The sequence below is a fragment of the Embleya sp. NPDC005575 genome (assembly GCF_040605455.1).
GTDB lineage: Bacteria > Actinomycetota > Actinomycetes > Streptomycetales > Streptomycetaceae > Embleya.
Map to the genome: position 1 here is coordinate 19,515 of NZ_JBEXCV010000030.1, position 16,163 is coordinate 35,677.

Sequence of the window (16,163 nt, forward strand, 5' to 3'; positions counted from 1 at the left end):
AGATGGGACCGCCGGCCCCCGGGGCCCGGCCGCAACGGCCGACGGTCCAGTCGTGGTGGACCAGCTCGGCGACGAGCCCCAGGCCCCGGCCGCGGTCGAAGCGGCGTGCGGGGGCGAGTTGAGGGCCGTAGCCCGGCGCTGATCATCGAGCTTGAACGCTGAACCGAACTCGGTCCGGAAGATCTTCATTCGCCCGTCGGCTCGGTGGGTTGGCTCACCGGTGGGGCCGGGTGCGTGGTCGGCTCTACCGGCTGTTGGCGCAAGAGGATGGGTGCCGCAGCCAGGGACACCAACAGCGTCCCCACGCCGGCCAGTTGGAGTGCACCGGCGCCGCCGAGTGAGGTTGCGGCCGGGCCGGCGAGTGCCGTGCCGGTCAGGTTCGCGCCGTTGAGGGCCGCGCTGGAGGAGGCGAAGGCGCGGCCTCGGCTCTCGCGTGGGACGCGGGCGTGGATGAGGTTGCGGATGGCGAGATTCTGTAGCGCGTTGGCCACCCCCGTGAGTACGAACGCGGCGAAGGCGAAGGCGAATACGGGCACGGTCGCACTGCCGAACAGGGCCCCGCCCATCATCACCCCGGCCCCGGCCAGGACCCGGGGTTGCCAGGCCAACGGGATGCGCGCGGCCAGGAACGCCGCAGCGAGGAGCATCCCGACGGTGTGCCCGGTGACCAGCCAGCCGTACCCGGCGTCCGAAGCACCCAGGTCGTCCCGGATGAAGAAGACCCGCGCCACATTCATCATCGCGGTGAACACGATCGCGGTGGCCAACGCCGGAATCGCCACCCGCAACAACCGATCACCCCCGAGCACGTCCACCCCTTGCCGCACCTGACCGAGCCACCCGAGTCGTGCGTCGCCGGCCGCCGCCGGCTCCCGGCGGATCCGCAGTACGAGAAACACACCGGCCACCACCGCGAAAGACCCCGCGTTGCCCAGCAGAACGGCCCGATCACCGACCCCGGCAACCAACACCCCGGCCAGGGCCGGCCCCGCGACATTGCCTACCGAACGAAACGTCTCCAAGCGCGCGAACCCTCGTGTCGTGTCCGCGTCGCCCACGATCTCCGGTACGAGCAGTTGCAGCGTCGGGGAAACCACCGCCAACCCGGCACCCAGCAGCGCCAGAAGCGCGATGGTGGCCACCACGTCCCTGGTGAGCGCCAACCCGAGCGCGACCACCGCCTGAAGTGCGGTCACCGCCACGACCAGCCGACCGCTCTCCACCCGGTCGAGCAACGGACCCGCCAACGGACCAACCACCACGATCGGCAAGACACTGCCGATCACCAGCGCCGAGATCACCGCCCCGGACCGCCCCTGATCGTGTAATCGCAGGGTCAACGCGACCATCGCCATCTGGTCACCCATCGAGGACAACCCGTAGGCGGCGGCTATCACGGAGAGCACAAGATTCGGATTTCGGCGCATCAAGCGATGCTGCCGGCCCCCGGTGCTCTACGGCGGAAGCACCGCAGCCGGGGCCGAACGCCTTTGCCGGGCGGCGGCAACGCGCGCGGCGAGGTGGGATCGGGCGCGGGCGCTGCTGACGCGGGTCCCGATCCGACCGGTGCGGACCTCCCGGGCCGCGCCCCTGCCCGAGGCGTGAGCCGACCCGCCCAGTCGCAGTGTCCGTAGCGGCCCTGACGTGGCGACTTTCGCGCGGCGGACTGCGTCTGCTGCCGATGGCTGCCCGCTCGGGCTCCTGTGGTGGCCGGCGTGTTGCGGGTGGGGGATTAGCGAGGGGCACGGACGATGTTGTCGCAGTGATCGCATGGGGCGGTCATGGGATCGGTTCGCGGTCTCGGTGATCGTCCCGGTCTCTTCTCCGGACGCCCGGACAGACAGCAGGAGTTGACGAAGATGGCGGAGCGAGCTCGTATCGGTGTGACCGGACTGGCCGTGATGGGGCGCAATCTGGCCCGCAATTTCGCGCGGCACGGGCACACCGTCGCCGTGCACAACCGGACCTCGGCCAAGACGCGTGCCCTGGTCGAGGAATTCGGCGGCGAGGGTACCTTCCTACCCGCCGACACGGCCGAGGAGTTCGTCGCCCTACTGGAGCCGCCCCGGCGGCTGGTGATCATGGTCAAGGCCGGCGCACCCACCGACGCGGTGATCGACGAGTTCGCCGCGCTCCTCGAACCCGGCGACATGATCGTCGACGGCGGCAACGCGCACTTCGCCGACACCCGCCGCCGCGAGGCCGCGCTGCGCGAGCGCGGCATCCACTTCGTCGGTACCGGGATCTCCGGTGGCGAGGAGGGCGCTCTGCTCGGCCCGAGCATCATGCCCGGCGGCTCCCCCGAGTCGTACGCCGTGCTCGGCCCGATCCTGGAGGACATCGCCGCGAAGGTCGACGGCGTACCGTGTTGCGCGCACATGGGTCCGGACGGCGCCGGTCACTTCGTCAAGATGGTGCACAACGGCATCGAGTACGCCGACATGCAGCTGATCGCCGAGGCGTACGACCTGCTCGATCGCGCGCTGGGCATGCAGCCGGCCCAGATCGCCCAGGTGTTCAAGACCTGGAACCTGGGCCGGTTGGAGTCCTACCTGATCGAGATCACCGCCGAGGTACTCGCGCACACCGACGCGGCCACCGGCAAGGCGTTCGTCGACGTGGTCCAGGACCGTGCCGAGCAGAAGGGCACCGGTCGGTGGACCGTGCAGACCGCGCTGGACCTGGGTGTTCCGGTCAGCGGTATCGCCGAGGCGGTGTTCGCCCGGTCGTTGTCCGGCCACGCCGAACTGCGCGCGGCGGCCCAGGGGCTGCCCGGGCCCACCCGAGGCACGCTCGACGGGGCAGCGGCCGATCGTTTCGCCGACGACGTCGAGCAGGCGCTGTACGCGTCGAAGATCGTGGCGTACGCGCAGGGCATTCACCAGATTCAGGCAGGCAGTGCCGAATACGACTGGTCGATCGATCCCGGTACGGTCGCCGAGATCTGGCGGGGCGGCTGCATCATCCGGGCCCGCTTCCTGAATCGCATCCGTGAGGCGTACGGGGCCGACCGCACGCCCGACTCGTTGCTGACCGCCGACTACTTCCAAAACGCGATCGCCGGCGCGCAGGACGCCTGGCGTCGGGTGGTGGCCACCGCCGCCGAATTGGGCATCCCCACCCCGGGCTTCGCCGCCGCCCTGTCCTACTACGACGGCCTGCGCTCGCCACGGCTGCCGGCCGCGCTGATCCAGGGGCAGCGGGACTTCTTCGGTGCGCACACCTACCGCCGGGTGGACCGCGAGGGATCCTTCCACACCGAGTGGTCCGGCGACCGTACGGAACACGCGGTCTGATCGGGCCGACAGCCACACGCCACCAAACGCCGCCCGGCAGGGACCACAGCCCGGTCCCTGCCGCCGCGGGGGGCGTCTGCACCCGGCCGCCGGAATCCTTCGGACAGTACTCGCAGTGCATGGCGCCTCCCCAGGGACGACATGCCGCAAGCCGGCGTGCGCGAGGTCGCGGCCGCCGGCACAAGTCCGGCCGACAACCACCGGAAAATCACCACTTGTGCGGCCGAAGGGACTCGAACCCTCATATCCTCTCGGACGGCAGGACCTAAACCTGCTGCGTCAACCAATTGCGCCACGGCCGCGCGCGACCGACCCGCGCGACAACGCCCCGAGGTCGACCAGGCTTCATGCTAGTGCCCGTCGCATCGAGCGGCCGGCACATATCCCCCGCGACCAACCATCCGGCCGAGCCCGGGCCGACATCGAGGCGGCCCGCGACGCCCATCGCTCAGCGGACCAGCCGCCCGGTCGCCCGCCGCGCCATCGCCAACGCGCTCTCCCGAGTCGTCCCGCCGAGTCCGAGCACGGTGCGCGTGCTCAACCCCTCCAGCAGCGCGAGCAGCTCCGACGCGACCGCATCCGGGTCGTCGATGAGCAGTACGTCCCTGTCCGCACCCCGGACCAGGATCGTGACCAGGTCGGCCTGCCAGCCGAGGTCGATCTCGTCCTGCGCCACCCGCAGTTCCGCGTTGCCGGCCGTCCTGGCCCACAGCTCCAGCCACAACATCCAGCGCGGATCACGCGGGCCGACCGGCAGATACAGCCCCAGGAACAGGTCCAGCTTGCGATCGGCCGCGACCCGGCGCGCGAGCAGCCGGGCACGCTCCTCGGCCAGCCGGTCCTCGCTCCAGCGCAGCGCGGCCAGCAGCAGCTGATCCTTGCTGCCGAAGTAGTACAGGATGTGCCCGCCGCTGGTGCCCAGACGCTCCGCGAGGCCGGACATCGTCAGCTTGGCCAGGCCGTGCTCGGCAATCGCCGCCACGGCCTCCTCGAGCATCCGGTCCTGGGCGATTCGACCGTCGCTCCGCCTCGTGGCCACCACCGACACCCGCCTTTCGACCGCGCGGCCGAGCCGCTCGCGCAACGGCTAGACCCTATCCCTCCGCCGACGCGGACCTTGAACGACAGTCAAATTCCGGTCGGGTTCGTCACGAACTCTTGACACCTTCCTCGCTCGCAGCGCACCTTGAGTGACGTTCAAAGTTCTTGAATGTCATTCAAGGTCTCGGTGCGGTCCCCATGCCCGTGCAGCCGAGCCGCACACCACGAAGAGGAGGTCCGGTGACCCAGCCCCGCACGGACTCCGCAAGCGCCACTGTGAGCGCCGCCCCGAGCGCCGCCCCGCCCGGCTTCGGTACGGGGGTCGCCTCCGACGAGCTCTTCCAGGTGGAGACCCACGGGATCGATCCGATCCCGGACGACGAACGGCACGGCAGCGCCAAGGACGTCTTCTGGCTCTGGTTCGGCTCGAACCTGTCGTTCACCTTCGTCATCAACGGCACCCTCGCGGTGATGTTCGGCCTCTCCTTCTGGGCCGCCATCGCCGTGGTCGTGGTCACCGGCCTGGCGTTCTTCGCGGTCGGCGCGCTCGGCCTCGCCGGGGTCCGCACCGGCACCGCGACCCTGGTGATCTCGCGCGCCGCGTTCGGCGTACACGGCAACTTCCCGGCCGGCCTGCTCAACTGGGTCGTCGGGATCGGCTACACGATCCTCAACACCGTGGTCGGCACGTTCGCGCTGGAGGGGCTGTTCGCCAAGCTCGGCTGGGCCGGCGGCGACCTCGCCCGGGTGGTCGCGCTCGCGATCACCCTCTCGCTCACCTTCGCCGTCGCGATGTGGGGTCACGCCACCGTGCAGGCCGCCGAACGCTGGATGGCCTACGTACTGGGCATCGGCTTCGGCCTGCTGATCCTGTTCGTGGTCCCGGGTCTGGAGACCGGAGCCGCGCCGGAGACCTCGAACACCTTCCACGCGATCTCGCTCGCCGTGCTCGTCCTGGTCGCGGGCCCCATCTCCTACCTGCCGATGCCCTCGGACTACACCCGCTACCTGCCCCGGGACACCTCGCTGCGCTCGATCACCCTGTGGGGCGCGGCCGGCGGGATGCTCTCCTCGGTCCTGCTCGGCGTGGTCGGCGTGGCCGCGGCCACCCAGGCGGACATGACCGACCCGGTGGCCGGTGTCGCCGACCTGGTGCCGAACTGGTTCGAGGCGCTGTTCCTGCTGCTCGTGGTCGGCGGCTCGATCACCAACTCGATCCTGACCCTGTACTCCTCCAGCCTGAACCTCCAGGTGCTCGGTATCCCCTGGTCGCGCTCCAAGGGCATCCTGGTCAGCACCGCGTTCATCCTGGTCGGCTCGTTGTGGGCGCTGTTCAACGGCAACTTCACCGACAACCTGACCAGCTTCCTGTCCGTGCTCGTGGTGGTGTTCGCGCCATGGGGCGGGGTGTTCATCGCGGACACGCTGATGCGCCACTGCCGCTACGACGCCGACGGCCTGCACGACATGCGCGGCGGCGCCTACTGGTACCGCAACGGCTTCCATCCCGCCGGGATGATCGCGCTCGGCGTCGGCATCGTCTTCGCGTGCCTGACCGCCGAGTCCGCGCTGTGGACCGGCGCGCTGGTCGAGACCTTCGACGGGGACTTCACCCTGCTCGGCGCGGTCGTCTCCGGCGTCCTGTACTGGGCGCTCGCGCGCCGCGAACCGCAGTTCGCCGAGCACTGACCCTTTGACGACCCATCCCACGACTCACCCCATCCGACCGTCCCCCGGCCCACCCGGCCCCACCCGCACCACGTTTCCGCACCACCCCTGGAGTCACCGTGTCCCACATCGCCGATCTGGTCCTGCGCAACGCCCGCATTCACACTGTCGACCCCGACCTGCCCGAGGCCGAGGCGCTCGCCGTGCGCGCGGGCCGGATCACCTGGGTGGGTGCGGACGCCGACGCCGCGGCCTGGATCGGCCTGGACACCACCGTGCTCGACGGCGCCGGGCGGCGCGTGTTGCCCGGCTTCATCGACGCGCACAATCACGTGCGGCTCGGCTCGGACGACGCGTGTGTGCAGTTGGCGGGCGTGCGCACGCTGGCCGGCATCCACGAGCGGATCGGCGCCTGGCTGGCGGCCAACCCGGATGCCGAGTGGATCGAGGCCGAGGCATTCGACTACTCGGCGATCCCGGACGGCCGGATGCCGCGCGCGAGTGACCTGGACCCGGTCACCGGCGCGGTGCCGGCCTTCGTCCTCAGCTACGACGTGCACACCGCGTGGCTCAACAGCGCCGCGATCAAGCGGCTCGGCATCACCCGGGACAGCGACATCCTGCCGTTCGGCCGGGTGGACAAGGACCCGGAGACGGGCGAGCCGACCGGCTTCATCAAGGACTTCGCGATCCGCGGCCTCTCCCGCGACGGGCACCGGGCGCTGCGCGAACTGGGTCTGCCGTGGGCCTCGGCCGACCGGCAGTACGGCCGGCTGGCCAAGAGCCTGGACGACGCGATCCGGTTCGGCATCACCACGGTGGTCGAGCCGCAGAACTCGCTCGACGACCTGGCCCTGTACACCCGCGCCCGGCACGAGGGTCGGCTGCGCTCGCGCATCGTCGCGGCGCTGTTCCACCCGCGCGGCACCACCGCGGCGGACCTGGACGAGTTCGCCGAAGCCGCTCGTACGCACGGCGACGACCGACTACGAGTGGGCCCGCTCAAGCTCTACATCGACGACGTGGTCGAACCGCGCACGGCCGCGCTCCTGGAGCCGTACCGCGGTTGTGCGCACCACCGGGGCGAGACGTTCTACCCGGCCGAGGAATTCGCCGACCTGCTGGCCGAGTTGGACGGTCGCGGTTTCCAGTGCTTCGTGCACGCCACCGGCGACCGGGGCATCCGCACCGTCCTGGACGCGGTCGAGCACGCCCGTACGGTCAACGGCGAGCGGGACGCGCGGCACCAGGTCGTACACGTGGAGTGCCTGGACCCGGCGGACGTGTCGCGCTTCGCCGAGTTGGGCGTGGTCGCGTGCATGCAGCCGCGGCACTGCGCGCCGGAGATCGCCGGGCCGGGCCAGGACTGGGCGGAGAACGTCGGCGAGGAGCGCTGGCACAAGGCGTGGCCGATGCGGAGCCTGCACGCGGCCGGCGCGGTGTTGGCGCTTTCCAGCGACTGGAACGTGGCCGAGATGGACCCGATGGTCGGCGTGTACACCGCGCTCACCCGCGCGCCGCTGGCCGGGGGCCCGTCCTGGATCCCGGCCGAGACTCTCGATATCGAGACCACCGTGCACGGCTACACGATGGGCTCGGCGTACGCCAACTTCCTGGAGCACGAGCGCGGTTCGCTCACCGTCGGCAAGCTGGCCGACTTCGTCGTGCTCTCCCGCGACATCATGACCATCGCCCCGGCCGACATCCCCGGCACGGTCTGCGACGTGGTCGCGGTCGGCGGCGAAATCGTGCACACCGCCTGACCTCGATCCCCGGCCGAGTTCGTGAACCCCGGCGACTCCGCCGGCCGCAACCGCAGGTACGGCCCGATCACGCTCCAGGTCGGGGCAGCCGGTCGCGCGCGAGGGGACACGACACAGGGTTTCGCGCGAAGAGCCCCGATTCACCCTAAAAGTCGGGTGAATCGGGGCTGCCGGAATCCCGAGCGGAGCGGCGGGGTGACCTCAGGCCGTTTCGAGCTTGAGGTCCTTGATCAGCTTGGCGACGTGGCCGGTCGCGCGCACGTTGTACAGCGCCCGCTCGACCTTGCCGCTCTCGTCGACGACGAACGTCGAGCGGATCACGCCCTTGACCGTCTTGCCGTACATGGTCTTCTCGCCGAACGCGCCGTACGCCTCCAGCGTGCTCTTGTCCGGGTCGGCGAGGAGCGTCACCGTGAGGCTCTCCTTCTCCCGGAACTTGCCAAGCTTTTCCGGCTTGTCCGGCGAGATGCCGACCACGTCGTAGCCCGCGCCCGCGAGCAGGTCCAGGTTGTCGGTGAAGTCGCACGCCTGCTTGGTGCAGCCCGGGGTCAGTGCGGCCGGGTAGAAGTACACGATGACCTTGCGGCCCGCGTAGCCGGACAGCGAGACGTCCTTGCCGTCGGCGTCGGACAGGGTGAAGGCGGGGGCGGTGTCGCCCGCCTGGAGGCGGTCGCTCACGAAGAACTCCTCGGATCGCTCGGCAACGTACGTCGCCACGCTAGCGCTGTGGTCCGACCGATCCGGGCCCCGAACCCTCCGGCGCGGTCGCGCGTCCGGGGGGCGCCCCATTCGTCAATCCCAGGCAAAGAACGATGCGCGCGCACCACTGTTGCAACTATCACCCAATTGCGAGGCTTTTGCAATTAAGGCCGGAAGCCATAAAATCCCACAGCCGAATCCGGCATTTCGGGAGGGGCCACATGCACATACCCAACGGGTTCATCGACGGCCCCGCGTCCGCGGGAGCCGGAGTGGTCGCCGTCGCCGGGATCGCCGTCGGCCTGCGCGGCGCGCGTCGGGAGCTGGACGAGCGCACCGCGCCGCTGGCCGGCCTGGTCGCGGCCTTCGTCTTCGCCGTCCAGATGCTCAACTTCCCGGTCGCCGGCGGCACCAGTGGCCATCTCCTGGGCGGCACTCTCGCGGCGATCCTGGTCGGCCCGTACACCGGCGTGCTGTGCGTGGCGGTGGTGCTGCTGATGCAGGGCCTGTTCTTCGCCGACGGCGGCCTGACCGCGCTCGGCCTGAACATCACCATCATGGGCATCGTGACCGTCGTGGTCGGCTACGGGCTGTTCCGCCTGACGCTGGGCCTGCTGCCGGCGCGGCACTCGTCCGTGCCGATCGCCGCGTTCGTCGGCGCGCTCGTCTCGGTACCCGCGGCGGCCTGCGTGTTCACCGGCTTCTACGCGATCGGCGGGACCACCGACGTGTCGATCGGCAAGGTGGCCGGCGCGATGATCGGTGTGCACGTCCTGATCGGCATCGGCGAGGCGATCATCACCGCGGCCACCGTCTCCAGCGTGCTGGCGGTCCGGCCCGACCTCGTCCACGGTGCGCGCGGCCTCGCGCGCCCGCTCGAACTGCGCTCGGCAGGAGGAACCCGATGACCCGCGTCCGTACCCGCACGCTGCTGATCGCAGGCGCCCTGCTCGCCCTGGTCCTGGCGGGCTTCGTGAGCTACTACGCGAGCCAGAGCCCGGACGGCCTGGAGAAGGTGTCCGCCGACAAGGGCATCGACGCCAAGGAGCAGGACCACCAGATGAAGGACGGCCCACTGGCCGACTACAGCGTCAAGGGTGTACACAACGAGCGGCTCTCCGGCGGCCTGGCCGGCGTAATCGGCGTGGGCGCCACCCTGCTGGTCGGCACCGGCGTGTTCCGGCTGGTCCGCAAGCGCTCCACCGGCGCCGACCCGGCCGGCGACGTGGACTCCGGCGCGGGCACCGGCGCGGGCACCGGCGCGGGCACCGGCGCCTGATCATGTCGGCAGGCCACGGGCATCGGCTGTACCGGCCCGGCGACTCCCCGGTCCATCGGCTGCCGCCGCACTGCAAACTCCTGGCGCTGGTCGGCTTCGTGCTCGCCACGGTGTCCACGCCGCGCGAGGTCTACTGGGCGTTCGGCGCGTACGCCGTACTGCTCGCCGGGGTCGCCGCGCTCGCCCGGGTGCCGGCCGGTTTCCTGCTGCGTCGCATGCTCGTGGAGCTGCCGTTCGTGGGCTTCGCGCTGCTGCTGCCGTTCGTCGCGAACGGGCCGAACGTCGAGGTGCTGGGCCTGTCGGTCAGCCGTGACGGCCTGCTCGGCGCCTGGAACATCATGGCCAAGGGCACCCTCGGCGTGGTCGCGGGTGTCCTGCTCGCGGCCACCACCGAACTGCGTACCCTGCTGCTGGGCCTACAGAAGTTGCGGATGCCGCCGCTGCTGGTCCAGATCATGTCGTTCATGCTGCGCTACGGCGCGGTGATCACCGCCGAGATGGGCCGGATGCGGATCGCCCGCGAATCACGCGGCTTCGTCGCGCGCGACCTGCGGCAGAGCCCGGCGGTAGCCAAGTCCGCCGGAGCACTGTTCATCCGCTCCTACGAGCGCGGCGAGCGGGTGCACCTGGCAATGCTCAGTCGGGGCTACACCGGATCCATGCCGGTGATCCTGGACACGCGGGCCACCGGTGCCCAGTGGGCCGCCACCGCAGCGCTGCCGGCGGCGGCGCTCGTGGTGTGGGCGGGTGCGCTGACCCTATGAACGGAGTACCCCACATGAGTGAAGCAACCGGTGACGCCGCCCCCTCGCTGGCCGTCCGTGGTCTCGCCTACGCCTACCCCGACGGCCACCAGGCCCTGTACGGCGTCGACCTGACCATCGCCCGCGGCGAACGGGTCGCACTGCTCGGCCCCAATGGCGCCGGCAAGACCACCCTGGTGCTGCACCTCAACGGCATCCTGACCGCCGGCGCCGGCACCGTCGAGGTGGCGGGCCTGCCGGTGGCGAAGGAGCATCTGCGCGAGATCCGCCGCCGGGTCGGCATCGTCTTCCAGGACCCGGACGACCAGCTGTTCATGCCCACGGTCCGCGAGGATGTCGCGTTCGGCCCGGCCAACCTGGGCCTGCGCGGCGCCGCGCTGGAGGAGCGAGTCCGGCACGCCCTGGCCCGAGTGGGCATGGCCGGCTTCGCCGATCGCCCGCCGCACCACCTCAGCTACGGCCAGCGCCGCCGGGTCGCGGTGGCCACCGTGCTCGCGATGGAGCCGGAGATCCTGGTCCTGGACGAGCCGTCCTCGAACCTGGACCCGGCGAGCCGGCGCGAGCTGTCCGAGGTACTCCGTTCGCTCGACGTCACCGTGCTGATGGTGACCCACGACCTGCCCTACGCGTTGGAGTTGTGTCCGCGCGCGCTGGTGCTGGCCGGCGGCGTCGTGGTCGCCGACGGGAGCACCCGCGATCTGCTCCTGGATCGCGACCTGATGGCCGCCCACCGGCTGGAACTGCCGTACGGATTCGACCCCTCGTCGGTCCCGGCCTGACCGCTTCGCCCCCGGCCGTCGGCGCCACGGCACCCGGTTGACGCGGGTGCGGGGATGTACCTGACAGACTTGGGGAACACACGAGCGCAGGGGCCGGAGAGGACGGGTTGTGAGCGACCACGGGCGGGAACTGTCTCCGGCGGAGTTGGAGCGGCAAGGCCGGGCGGCGTTGGGCCGTCCGGTGACGGCACACGCTGAGCGGAGTCGGGTGGAGTCGGTGGACGGTGCGCACAAGGCCGACGTGGCGAACGTCGGGCACAAGGACGGGAAAGCCGTCGACAAGCACACGAACGGCGACCAGCCGGACCGACGCTCGCCGCAGCAGATCGAGCGGGACATCGAGGCGGCCCGGGCCAATTTGGCCGTGACGCTGGACGAGATCGTCGACCGGGTGAAGCCGGCCAATGTCATGGCACGCGCGAAGGACAAGGTCCGGGCGCAGTTCATCGACAGCGACACGGGCGCACCGCGCAAGGAGCGGATCGTGCCGCTGGCGGGCGGTGTCGCGGGGCTGTTCCTGCTGGTCGTAGTGGTGAAGAGCCGGGGCAAGGGCGACAAGAACGTCAAGACCGGCAAGACGGGTAGGACCGGCAAGAAGCGCTGAGACCGGCCGCAGTGCGACGCCGGGCGGACCTCGTGAGGCCCGGCCGAGGCGGAATCGGATCGGGACATCACACCTCCCGGTGACGCACGTTCGGCGTCGGGCGGGTAGCTTGTCGAAGCGTGAGTTCCGACAGGTCCCAGTCTTCGAGCAAAAACGCCCACGACCTCGGCGAGAAGCTGCCCATCCGCATGCTGCACGACCGTGTCCTGGTCCGCCAGGACGCGGCGGAGGGTGAGCGCCGTTCCGGCGGTGGCATCCTCATCCCCGCGACCGCGCAGGTCGGCAAGCGGCTGGCGTGGGCCGAGGTGGTCGCGGTCGGCCAGAACGTCCGCACCGTCGAACCGGGCGATCGTGTCCTGTACGACCCCGAGGAGCGCGCCGAGGTCGAGGTGCGCGGTGTTCCGTACGTCCTGCTCCGCGAGCGCGATCTGCACGCGGTCGCCGCCGAACGGATCGAGGTCTCCGGCGAGGCCACCGGCCTGTACCTCTGACCTCGGACCGACCGCCGAGAGATCCTCGTATCGCCGTCAACGCCGGGTGGTGAGCCGTTCACCACCCGGCGGCTTCGCATGCCCGCGGCCGATCGGCGGACCCGGACGGACCGGGGCGGGTCGGGCGCCTCACTCCTGCGGATGAACTCTTCTGCCAGGATGACCCGATCCGCACGAAGAGCCGGCCAAGAGGAGAGGGACAGATGCCGCGACGTCGGATCTGGATAGCGGCGCTGTGCGCGGTCGCGCTGGTGGGTTTCCTGGGCGGCGGCCTGGTCGGGGTGTTCGGCGGCGGTGGCGGTGGCGATGGCAAGTCCGCCGCGGCGACGTCGCCCGGACCGAGCAGCCCCACCCCGCCCGCGGTGGTCGCCGCACAGGTCAGTTCGCCGCCGACCACCGCCCCGCCCACCTCGGCGTCCCCATCGGCGTCCAAGAGCCCGCCGGCCAAGCCGGCCCTGACCGTGGGTGCCCGCTACGTGCTGACCCTCGGGGACGGCCGGGCGATGGACGTGAGCGGTGCCAGCGACCGGGATCGGGCGCCGGTGATCGCGTACCCGGCGGGAGCGGGCAAGGCGAACCAGCAGTGGGTGGTGCGCGACGCGGGCGGCGGCTTCGTCCGGCTGGAGTCGGTGCTCTCGCACAAGTGCCTGGAGGTGTCGGGCGGCCGGGAGTCGCGGGCGTATCAGGACGACTGCGGGCGCGCCGAGAACCAGCTGTGGAAGCCGCAGGCCAGCGGCTCCGGGGTGGTACTGATCGCCCGCAACGGCTCGGCACTGGGGCTGGGCGACCAGGTCAAGGGCCTACAGGGCCTGGGCCTGGTGCCGGCGGGCTCGGGCGCGGTGTGGCAGGCCGGCGGCGCCTGAGCGGGTTGTCGCCGGGCACGCGTCCACGCCCACCCGACGGAACAGCGCGCGATGCCCCGCGGTTGCAACCTCAGAGCGATCGCGGAGCACAAGCACGAGTGCGAGTGCGCGATCGGGCGGGCGAGAAACGGGCGAGGAAGAGGGACGCGGAGTGGACGCTGTGAAGCTGTCGGTACTGGACGTGGCGCCGGTGGGGACCGGGTATTCGGCGACCGAGGCACTGCGCACGAGCACCGAGTTGGCCCAGCGGGCCGAGCAATGGGGCTTCCATCGGTTCTGGGTGGCGGAGCACCACAACATGCCCGGCATCGCCAGCTCGTCGCCGCCGGTGCTGCTCGCCCACCTGGCCGCGCACACCTCCACCCTGCGGCTGGGCTCCGGTGGCGTGATGTTGCCCAATCACGCCCCGCTGGTGGTCGCCGAGCAGTTCGGCACACTCCAGGCGCTGCACCCCGGGCGGATCGACATCGGCATCGGCCGGGCTCCGGGCACCGACCAGGTCACCATGCGCGCGCTGCGGCGCGGCGGCGGCGCCGAGTCGGTCGAGGAGTTCCCGCAGGCGCTCGGCGAGCTGATCGGGTTCGTCACCGGGTCGTTCGCCCAGGACCACCCGTACTCGCGGATGCACGCGGTGCCCGGTCCCGCGTCCGGGATCGAGGCGGGCGGCGAGTTCGCGTCCTCCGAGGCGCCGGTGTGGCTGCTCGGGTCGAGCGGCTACAGCGCCCAGCTGGCCGGGATCCTGGGCCTGCCGTTCGCGTTCGCGCACCACTTCAGCGGGCAGCACACGCTGCCCGCGCTGGAGTTGTACCGCGAGTCGTTTCAGCCGTCCGAGGCGCTCAAGGAGCCGTACTCGATGATCGCCGCCGGGGTGATCGCGGCCGACACCCACGAGCAGGCCGAGCGGCTCGCGCTGTCCCAGGCGTTGTCCATGTTGCGGCTGCGCGGCGGCAACCCGGGCCGGATGCCCTCGCCGGAGGAGGCCGAGGCATATCCGTGGACGCCTGCCGAGCGGGAGTTCGTGTCGAACTACCGAGGCCGACACATCAGCGGCGACTTGGCCGAGGTGCGGGCCGGCATGCGGGAGTTGCGCGAGCGCACGCAGGTGGACGAGCTGATGGTGATCAGCAACGTGTACGGACACGATGCGCGGATCCGGTCGTACGAGTTGATCGCCAAGGCGTGGGGGCTGATCGAGGAGTGATCCGCCGCCGGGCCGTGGGGCGGCCCGGCGGCATCCGGGTCCTTCCCCGACTCGGAGCGGTTCAGCACATCGAATCCGCCGCCGGGCGGACGGAGCCGGGCGAGCGGGGCTGCGTGAACGGGACTCGGTGGACCGGTCTCAGCGCACCGTGACCTCGATGTGGTGGTAGCCGGTGGCGCCGTCCGGCACCACGTCCGCGTTCTTGGCGGTCTGCACCGCGCCGGTGCCGTCCGTGGCCCGGACCCGCAGCGTGTGCCGGCCCGGTGTGGCGTCCCACATCCACCGGTACTGGCGCCACGTGTCGGTGGTGGTCTGCGGCGCGAGCTCGGCGGGCTGCCACGGGCCGTCGTCGACCTGGATCTCGACCGCGGCGATACCTCGGTGCTGGGCCCATGCGACGCCGGCGACCGGGACCCGGCCGGCCTTGACGGTACCCGCGTCCCTGGGCGTGTCCAGCCGCGACTGGGTCTTGATCGGGGCCTGCCGGGCCCAGCCGAGCCTGACCCAGTAGGCGCTGAACGCGTCGAACCGGGTCACCTCCAGATCCACGATCCACTTGCACGCGGACACGTATCCATACAGACCCGGCACCACCATCCGGACCGGGAAGCCGTGCTTGATCGGCAGCGGCTCGCCGTTCATCGCGTACGCCAGCATCGCGTCGCGCCCGTCCAATACCTCGCGCAGCGGCGTGCCGATGCTCATCCCGTCCGACGACCTGGAGACCAGTTGGTCGGCGCCGGGCCGGATGCCGGCCTCGCGCAACAGGTCGGCCAGCGGGGTGCCCAGCCAGCGGGCGTTGCCGACCAAATCGCCGCCGACCTCGTTGGACACGCAGGCCAGCGTGATGTCCCGCTCGATCGCGAAGCGCTCCCGCAACTGCCGGTAGTCCAGCCGGATTTGCCGGTCCACCAGGCCGTGGATGCGCAGCTCCCAGTCCTCGGCCCGCAGTTGCGGCACGGTGAACGCGGTGTCGATCCGATAGAAGTCGGCGTTCGCGGTCAGGTACGGGGTCAGGCCGGGTTCGACCAGGCCGGGGCCGGCCGGTGTGGCGGAGCTGATCGGCGTGGGCAGGTTCCCGGCGACCGCGGCACGGGACTTCTCCGCGTTGAACCGGGCGTGCTGGAGCATCCGGCCGCCGAAGCCGGCCACCGCGGCGACTGCGGCGGCGCCGACCAGAAGCACCGTGCGGCGCGAAGTGTCCGGGGCCGGTTCGCTCACCTCGTCCTCGGGCGCGCCCGGCAGCGGGCGGGCCGGCGGCCGGCGGTCGACCAGGTCGGGCCGGGTCAGCAGGACCAGCGTCAGCACCCCAAACAGCGTGCCGACCGACACCGGGGCCAGATCGGCGGCTTCGAACGAGGGCCGGTCGGCGGCGGTCCACGCGGCGAACCCGCCGAGCGCGAGCACCCCGGCGATCCCGTAGCCGAGCCGGCGGGCGGCGAGTACGCCCAGTCCGGCGGCGATCAGGGCGAGCAGCAAGGTAATCACGGTCAGCAGGAACGCCTTGTCGCCGGTCCCGAAGGTGCGGATCGCCCACTCGCGCGGTCCCTCCGGCGCACGATCGGTGACCGCGCCGCTGATCGTCACGAACGGAGTGGCCTCCGGCCGCACGAATGCCGCGACCGCCTCGGTCACCCCGAGTGCCACCGCCGCCGAGACCACACCGATCAACGCGGCACCGGACCGACCAGAACGCCGCACAGCACACCTCATGC

General features: G+C 71.1%; 13 protein-coding genes, 1 tRNA gene and 1 pseudogene. 10 read left to right on the plus strand and 5 right to left on the minus strand.

The window, feature by feature from the left end; all coding sequences use genetic code 11:
• Positions 1-185: 185 nt before the first annotated feature.
• Positions 186-1,427, minus strand: a complete 1,242-nt coding sequence (locus tag ABZS54_RS13245) for an MFS transporter (protein ID WP_355534247.1) — start codon at positions 1,425-1,427, stop codon at positions 186-188.
• A gap of 432 nt (positions 1,428-1,859) precedes the next feature.
• Between ABZS54_RS13245 and gndA the strand changes: the two genes are divergently transcribed.
• Positions 1,860-3,296 (plus strand): NADP-dependent phosphogluconate dehydrogenase, encoded by a 1,437-nt coding sequence (gene gndA, locus ABZS54_RS13250; protein ID WP_355534249.1) that lies wholly within the window; start codon positions 1,860-1,862, stop codon positions 3,294-3,296.
• Positions 3,297-3,514: 218 nt separating this feature from the next.
• Here the strand turns inward: gndA and ABZS54_RS13255 are convergent.
• Positions 3,515-3,598, minus strand: a tRNA-Leu gene (locus ABZS54_RS13255).
• A gap of 146 nt (positions 3,599-3,744) precedes the next feature.
• Positions 3,745-4,293 (minus strand): TetR/AcrR family transcriptional regulator, encoded by a 549-nt coding sequence (locus tag ABZS54_RS13260; protein ID WP_355534331.1) that lies wholly within the window; start codon positions 4,291-4,293, stop codon positions 3,745-3,747.
• 284 nt (positions 4,294-4,577) lie between these two features.
• Here ABZS54_RS13260 and ABZS54_RS13265 point away from each other — a divergent pair, with 284 nt between their 5' ends.
• Both ABZS54_RS13265 and ABZS54_RS13270 read left to right on the plus strand, forming a co-directional pair.
• Positions 4,578-6,026 carry a cytosine permease gene (locus tag ABZS54_RS13265; RefSeq protein ID WP_355534251.1) on the plus strand — a complete coding sequence of 483 codons (1,449 nt, stop codon included), beginning with the start codon at positions 4,578-4,580 and terminating at the stop codon, positions 6,024-6,026.
• Positions 6,027-6,124: 98 nt separating this feature from the next.
• Positions 6,125-7,768 carry an amidohydrolase gene (locus ABZS54_RS13270; protein ID WP_355534253.1) on the plus strand — a complete coding sequence of 548 codons (1,644 nt, stop codon included), beginning with the start codon at positions 6,125-6,127 and terminating at the stop codon, positions 7,766-7,768.
• Positions 7,769-7,969: 201 nt separating this feature from the next.
• Here ABZS54_RS13270 and bcp read toward each other — a convergent pair whose 3' ends face one another.
• Positions 7,970-8,446, minus strand: a complete 477-nt coding sequence (gene bcp, locus ABZS54_RS13275; RefSeq protein ID WP_355534254.1) for a thioredoxin-dependent thiol peroxidase — start codon at positions 8,444-8,446, stop codon at positions 7,970-7,972.
• 242 nt (positions 8,447-8,688) lie between these two features.
• Between bcp and ABZS54_RS13280 the strand changes: the two are divergent.
• The 7 genes and pseudogenes from ABZS54_RS13280 (at position 8,689) to ABZS54_RS13310 (ending at position 14,448) form a co-directional block, all read left to right on the plus strand.
• Positions 8,689-9,746 (plus strand): annotated as a pseudogene (locus ABZS54_RS13280) (energy-coupling factor ABC transporter permease).
• Positions 9,747-9,748: 2 nt separating this feature from the next.
• Positions 9,749-10,510, plus strand: coding sequence for a cobalt ECF transporter T component CbiQ (gene cbiQ / locus ABZS54_RS13285; RefSeq protein ID WP_355534256.1), 762 nt, complete (start codon positions 9,749-9,751; stop codon positions 10,508-10,510).
• A 14-nt stretch (positions 10,511-10,524) separates the two neighbouring features.
• Complete coding sequence (locus tag ABZS54_RS13290; RefSeq protein WP_355534258.1) at positions 10,525-11,289, plus strand: ABC transporter ATP-binding protein; 765 nt, start codon at positions 10,525-10,527, stop codon at positions 11,287-11,289.
• Positions 11,290-11,398: 109 nt separating this feature from the next.
• The gene (locus ABZS54_RS13295; RefSeq protein WP_355534260.1) at positions 11,399-11,893 is read left to right on the plus strand and encodes a DUF3618 domain-containing protein; all 495 of its coding nucleotides are present in this window, start codon (positions 11,399-11,401) and stop codon (positions 11,891-11,893) included.
• Between the two features lie 188 nt (positions 11,894-12,081).
• Complete coding sequence (locus ABZS54_RS13300) at positions 12,082-12,384, plus strand: co-chaperone GroES (RefSeq protein WP_052173837.1); 303 nt, start codon at positions 12,082-12,084, stop codon at positions 12,382-12,384.
• A gap of 203 nt (positions 12,385-12,587) precedes the next feature.
• Complete coding sequence (locus ABZS54_RS13305) at positions 12,588-13,247, plus strand: RICIN domain-containing protein (protein ID WP_355534262.1); 660 nt, start codon at positions 12,588-12,590, stop codon at positions 13,245-13,247.
• Between the two features lie 151 nt (positions 13,248-13,398).
• A complete protein-coding gene (locus ABZS54_RS13310; RefSeq protein ID WP_355534264.1) occupies positions 13,399-14,448 on the plus strand; it encodes an LLM class flavin-dependent oxidoreductase in 1,050 nt (349 codons plus the stop codon).
• Positions 14,449-14,586: 138 nt separating this feature from the next.
• Here ABZS54_RS13310 and ABZS54_RS13315 read toward each other — a convergent pair whose 3' ends face one another.
• Complete coding sequence (locus tag ABZS54_RS13315; protein WP_355534266.1) at positions 14,587-16,149, minus strand: molybdopterin-dependent oxidoreductase; 1,563 nt, start codon at positions 16,147-16,149, stop codon at positions 14,587-14,589.
• Between the last annotated feature and the right edge of the window lie 14 nt (positions 16,150-16,163).

Bases quoted from the DNA above. Each gene is read 5' to 3' on its own strand.
- ABZS54_RS13245 (WP_355534247.1), bottom strand. From the start codon at position 1,427: ATGCGCCGAAATCCGAATCTTGTGCTCTCCGTGATAGCCGCCGCCTAC.
- gndA (WP_355534249.1), top strand. From the start codon at position 1,860: ATGGCGGAGCGAGCTCGTATCGGTGTGACCGGACTGGCCGTGATGGGG.
- ABZS54_RS13260 (WP_355534331.1), bottom strand. From the start codon at position 4,293: ATGCTCGAGGAGGCCGTGGCGGCGATTGCCGAGCACGGCCTGGCCAAG.
- cbiQ (WP_355534256.1), top strand. From the start codon at position 9,749: ATGTCGGCAGGCCACGGGCATCGGCTGTACCGGCCCGGCGACTCCCCG.
- ABZS54_RS13290 (WP_355534258.1), top strand. From the start codon at position 10,525: ATGAGTGAAGCAACCGGTGACGCCGCCCCCTCGCTGGCCGTCCGTGGT.
- ABZS54_RS13300 (WP_052173837.1), top strand. From the start codon at position 12,082: ATGCTGCACGACCGTGTCCTGGTCCGCCAGGACGCGGCGGAGGGTGAG.
- ABZS54_RS13305 (WP_355534262.1), top strand. From the start codon at position 12,588: ATGCCGCGACGTCGGATCTGGATAGCGGCGCTGTGCGCGGTCGCGCTG.